This is a genomic window from Haemophilus sp. HMSC066A11, assembly GCF_001811665.1.
Taxonomy (GTDB): domain Bacteria; phylum Pseudomonadota; class Gammaproteobacteria; order Enterobacterales; family Pasteurellaceae; genus Haemophilus; species Haemophilus influenzae.
The window spans coordinates 1-3,895 of record NZ_KV805863.1; the positions used below are offsets into that span (position 1 = coordinate 1).

Consider the following 3,895-nt stretch of genomic DNA (forward strand, 5'->3'; position numbering starts at 1 on the left):
GGGTGTAAACAATCAGTGGTATTGGCGACTCAAAGCCGCCAATCATGAAACCATTGCAGTTAGCGAGGGTTATACAACCAAACAAAACTGCCTACATTGCATTGGTCTAGTTATGGATACTGATAGAAAGACACCTATTTATGAATCTTAATAACTAAGCCCTGTTCGCAGGGCTTTTTTTCATCACAAATTTTTAAAGAGCATTGAGATTGTGTATCTCGTTTTGATGGGGTAATTATCACACTTTGAAATAATATAATCAATACAAATTGTGATTTTTTATCTAAAAAATTTCATGATGTGATTATATTGTTGATTTCTAAAGAAATAAATTTTTAAGAAATGTGTTTGTTTGCTTATTTTTTAACCAGCGAGGTATTTGGTTTGGGAAGTGCGGTGGATTTTTTGAAAATTTTGAAGAGCGTAAGCAAGTTTTAATTGCCGTTAAGCAAGGGGAGTGAGGCTAGACTTATCAAGGAAGAAGCGATTTTGAAGGGATATAAGCAAGATTTGGTGAATTTAAATAAGGTGAAAGGTGGGGAATAAAAAACCGCCAGAAGAGGCGCTTTATTGTGGTTGATATGTCTCCGACATCAATGTCGGAGACATCAGATGAAACCGCGTCAGTGCGTGGTTTAACGGTTAAATGGCTTTAGCGAAATTAATAATTTGTTTATCTTCATTCCAGCTAATGTGTTGTAACTTGAAGTGATCAAATGTTCGCTTAATTGTATCGAGAATATTAGCTTTATGCGCTGTGTTTGGTGTATCAAGCGCAAATAAAATATTCTCTCTTTTAATAAATCCTTCTTGCTCTGCACGATTAATTTTCGCTACCCAACTATCACAATGTTCAATCATGCTCGGGCTTTCAACCTGATCGAATGCAAGAGGTTTTACTGCTTTTAAAATATGTTTATCTTGTTGGTTTTTCAATGCCAAAGGAAGGGCAAATTTAGCAAAATCACCATTCACCATATATTGTTTGTATTGTGCAAGAACACTGTCGTTTTCTTGTCTAAACAAGGTTTTGTAATGTTTCAAAATCACTTGTTCTTGGCTTTCTGTTTTTACTCCAGCATTTTGGATAAATTGCGTATATAACTTGTTAAAATAATCTTGCGGATCATCCACCATACCTACCGCAGCATTGCTATATTGAACAATGCCTTCTTTCACATCAATGTAATGGTGAAAGAAGGTAGCCATATCCTGCGCACAGCCGTTAAATGGTTGATTAACGATATATTGTAATTCATCATTAATAGTTTCACGGACAGTTTCAAACATTTTGCTTTTATAGAAAAAATCATTCACGCGCTTGTTATTTTTAGGTACAAGTTGATAAGTGAGTTTTTTCTTTTCGGGCTCGCACATCAATAAGCCAACATTGACGAACTCGCCTGTTTCAAAGTACGGACGATACCGCACAAAGCTGTATAAAATAGGTTGTTTCATTCTATGTTGTCCCAGTAATTTTTTTGTGTTATTCGGTTTAAAAGTTCTTTTATTCGGTTGATTTGGTGCTCAATTTTGTGAAATTCTTCATCTCCAACAAACCAATCATCAGGAATGGACTGGTAAATATGGTCAAATTTTTTGAGTGTGTCAATAGCTTTGTCTGTAAAAGTTTGTTTATCCACCCAGTCAAGTCGCCACTCTCTGTTCTGTGGTGAAAAGATATGTTCAGAAAAATCAGCTCTTTCGTCAAAAGCAAGATTATGATCTATCACTAAAATTTTTTGCTGTTGTTCGTCAAAAAGCAGATTAATATTTCCTGTGCCGACTTGTGATGCGGTTCTGTCAGAATTTAAAATCCAACGATCAAACATATAGAGTAATTTTTGTTCTGGTTCCGATAAAAATGCAGGATTTTTGACTTGAACGGTTTTGGCAATTTTGGCATTTACCACAAATGATGATGCGAATGCTATTCCGCTTGGCAAGTCTTGCCGCCACTCCGGAGAAACGTATTGGGTTGATTCCGGCGTTATTTCAACAAAATCAATACTTGGGCACGGGAGCCCTATTTCATGAGCCAGTGTTGAGCCTATGGCTTCCGCTAATAATTGACTGATTGGCATCATAGACAATGTTTTTATTATAAACCAATTTCCTTTATCTGTTTGACAAATAAAGGGACGGGTTACACCCATTTCCATTCTTTCTCTGATAAATATGATTTTATCCATTCTCTTATCCAATTAAGCGTCCACTGCCTTCACAACCCAAACCTACCTTGCCGCTCGGTGTTATAACGTTTCTACACGCTCCCTTGCCACACCAATAATGCGAATTTCTTGGTTGAGCGAGCTTAATGTTGGAAACATAGGATTAAGCGGAACAAGCTCAAAGTGCGGTATGCCTTCTGGTGTTCTCGTGCCAAGCTCTTTGTATTGTTTAAATGTCGCCTCGTTGTCGCCATTGATTGCAGCCACAAATTTCCCTGGGGTTGGCGCAATATCAGGATCAATTAAAACCAGATCGCCCTCGTTGAATCGGGGGAGCATAGATTTACCTTCAATTCGTAGATAAAAGGAATTTTCAGAGGCGATGACAGTGCTTGGGATCATCTCGTAACCGTCAAATCCTTCGAGCGATCTAATATCAGTCCATAGTCCTGCTTGGATTGGACTTAATAATGGATAACGACAAATTGACTCTTTGATCTCGCTTATGTTTGAATTGAAGGCTAAAACCTCAGGCAGGATATTAAGTGCTTTACTTATGATAGATATATCTTCGAGGTCAGGCGTTCTATTGCCTTTTTCATAATTAGCAATTCTCGGTTGTCCCCAACGCGCATTCTCACTTTTGGTATCAATATTATTGCATCTCTCAGCTAATTCTTTTTGACTGATTTTTAACTGTTCTCGATACGCTTTTATTCTTTCGCCAAGTGTAGCCATTTAATTTCTCCTTCTTTTAGTTCAAATAATAACACGTTACGTTATATTCATATAATTTCATATTGTGATTGATATAAATTCCGTTATGTGATTAAATGAATTATAAAAAATCACAAAATGAAATTTATCAATGAATAACCTTTCACAGATTCGAGGACAGCTTGGGATTACTCAGCGACAACTAGCCAACCATATCGGATGGAGCCAACCACGAATTGCTAATTATGAGATTGGATTGCGTTCGCCATCGTTAAGTGTTGCCCAGAAGATTGTTCAAACTCTGAACTCACTTGGAGCAAAAGTTTGTATCGAGGATGTATTTCCTTCTCAAAGCTAATTTACCAACAGGAATACGCAATGGCACGCAATAAATTAACGCGATCTGCAAGAGTGCTTTCGGATCAGGTTATCGACAAATATTACAAGCAAAAGCAATACGAGGTGGCAGAAGGTATGGAAACCGCGTCTAGCACACTGAGTCGCTTTATTAGTAATGAAGAGTTTACTCAGACATTTAACTTTATCGCCGCCTGTCAATTCGGTGTTTTTGATACGGATACGCACATTGCGATTGAGAAAAGTGAATTTGAAATGTTACTCCTTGCGTCACAAGGCTTTGATAAGCGGTTACGTGAGAAGTATTTGGGTAAATAAAAAAGCCACGAGGAAATTTCGTGGCTAATTCATTAAGGAATATACAGATGAACCAATTATTAACGATGACGAAAGAAAACGCAAGTATTTTGACAATGAGTAGTCGGGAAATTGCGGAGATTACACATAAAGAACACAAAAATGTATTACGTGTTATTCGTGATTTGATTGAACAAAATTTAGTCGCTCAAATTGAGCCACTAAAATTTGAGTATAGAAATCAATGGTTTGATTACTACGAGTTAAACAAGCGGGATACGTTTGTTGTTGTCGCTCGCTTATCGCCTGAATTTACTGCTGCGGTGGTCGATCGCTGGCAAGCGTTGGAAAAT

Annotated in this window: 7 protein-coding genes; 4 read left to right on the plus strand and 3 right to left on the minus strand. The window is 37.4% G+C overall.

Features of this window, described 5'->3' with window-relative positions:
- The coding region (locus HMPREF2813_RS02915; RefSeq protein ID WP_070646962.1) for a YegP family protein at positions 1-151 on the plus strand (151 nt) is incomplete at its 5' end.
- A 491-nt stretch (positions 152-642) separates the two neighbouring features.
- Here the strand turns inward: HMPREF2813_RS02915 and HMPREF2813_RS02920 are convergent.
- The 3 genes from HMPREF2813_RS02920 to HMPREF2813_RS02930 are packed head-to-tail and all read right to left on the minus strand — an operon-like array spanning position 643 to position 2,909.
- A complete protein-coding gene (locus HMPREF2813_RS02920) occupies positions 643-1,458 on the minus strand; it encodes a DUF3037 domain-containing protein (protein ID WP_014550765.1) in 816 nt (271 codons plus the stop codon).
- On the minus strand, positions 1,455-2,192 hold the full coding sequence (locus HMPREF2813_RS02925) for a HipA family kinase (protein WP_014550764.1): 738 nt from the start codon (positions 2,190-2,192) through the stop codon (positions 1,455-1,457). Before HMPREF2813_RS02925 ends, HMPREF2813_RS02920 begins: the two co-directional genes overlap by 4 nt.
- A 60-nt stretch (positions 2,193-2,252) precedes the next feature.
- Complete coding sequence (locus tag HMPREF2813_RS02930) at positions 2,253-2,909, minus strand: LexA family protein (RefSeq protein WP_014550763.1); 657 nt, start codon at positions 2,907-2,909, stop codon at positions 2,253-2,255.
- A gap of 130 nt (positions 2,910-3,039) precedes the next feature.
- Here HMPREF2813_RS02930 and HMPREF2813_RS02935 point away from each other — a divergent pair, with 130 nt between their 5' ends.
- The 3 genes from HMPREF2813_RS02935 to HMPREF2813_RS02945 form a co-directional block, all read left to right on the plus strand.
- A complete protein-coding gene (locus HMPREF2813_RS02935) occupies positions 3,040-3,246 on the plus strand; it encodes a helix-turn-helix transcriptional regulator (protein WP_014550762.1) in 207 nt (68 codons plus the stop codon).
- Positions 3,247-3,266: 20 nt separating this feature from the next.
- Positions 3,267-3,563 carry a hypothetical protein gene (locus tag HMPREF2813_RS02940; RefSeq protein ID WP_014550761.1) on the plus strand — a complete coding sequence of 99 codons (297 nt, stop codon included), beginning with the start codon at positions 3,267-3,269 and terminating at the stop codon, positions 3,561-3,563.
- A gap of 47 nt (positions 3,564-3,610) precedes the next feature.
- A partial coding sequence (locus HMPREF2813_RS02945) for a Rha family transcriptional regulator (protein ID WP_148129911.1) occupies positions 3,611-3,895 on the plus strand: 285 nt, incomplete at its 3' end.

Coding starts and splice junctions, on each gene's coding strand:
- HMPREF2813_RS02920 (WP_014550765.1), bottom strand. CDS start 1,458: ATGAAACAACCTATTTTATACAGCTTTGTGCGGTATCGTCCGTACTTT.
- HMPREF2813_RS02925 (WP_014550764.1), bottom strand. CDS start 2,192: ATGGATAAAATCATATTTATCAGAGAAAGAATGGAAATGGGTGTAACC.
- HMPREF2813_RS02930 (WP_014550763.1), bottom strand. CDS start 2,909: ATGGCTACACTTGGCGAAAGAATAAAAGCGTATCGAGAACAGTTAAAA.
- HMPREF2813_RS02935 (WP_014550762.1), top strand. CDS start 3,040: ATGAATAACCTTTCACAGATTCGAGGACAGCTTGGGATTACTCAGCGA.
- HMPREF2813_RS02940 (WP_014550761.1), top strand. CDS start 3,267: ATGGCACGCAATAAATTAACGCGATCTGCAAGAGTGCTTTCGGATCAG.